We start from the raw sequence: 262 nt of genomic DNA on the forward strand, positions 1-262 counted from the left end.
TTCTCAGTGGAAGTACCGACGGCACTTGCAGAAGGACCGTACAGCATTGAGGCCAGCATTAGCGATGATGCAGGTAACAGCACTGATATCACCGGCAGCGGTAACATCGATACCACCGCGCCAAGTGTGAGTGTGGATGCACCAGCGCTCACCAACGACAGCTCGCCAACAGTTACGGGCACCAGTGATGCACCAAACAGCACCGTTACGATAACCTTTACCGATGCAGCCAATGCCGTACAAACTATTGATGTACAAACCG

At 53.1% G+C, this 262-nt stretch carries 1 pseudogene; it reads left to right on the forward strand.

Annotated features, from left to right (window positions below):
* Positions 1 to 262 (forward strand): annotated as a pseudogene (locus PSH54_RS20720) (retention module-containing protein); the annotation flags it as partial.

It is taken from the genome of Pseudoalteromonas sp. Angola-30 (genome assembly GCF_028599215.1).
GTDB classification, from domain to species: Bacteria; Pseudomonadota; Gammaproteobacteria; order Enterobacterales; family Alteromonadaceae; genus Pseudoalteromonas; species Pseudoalteromonas atlantica.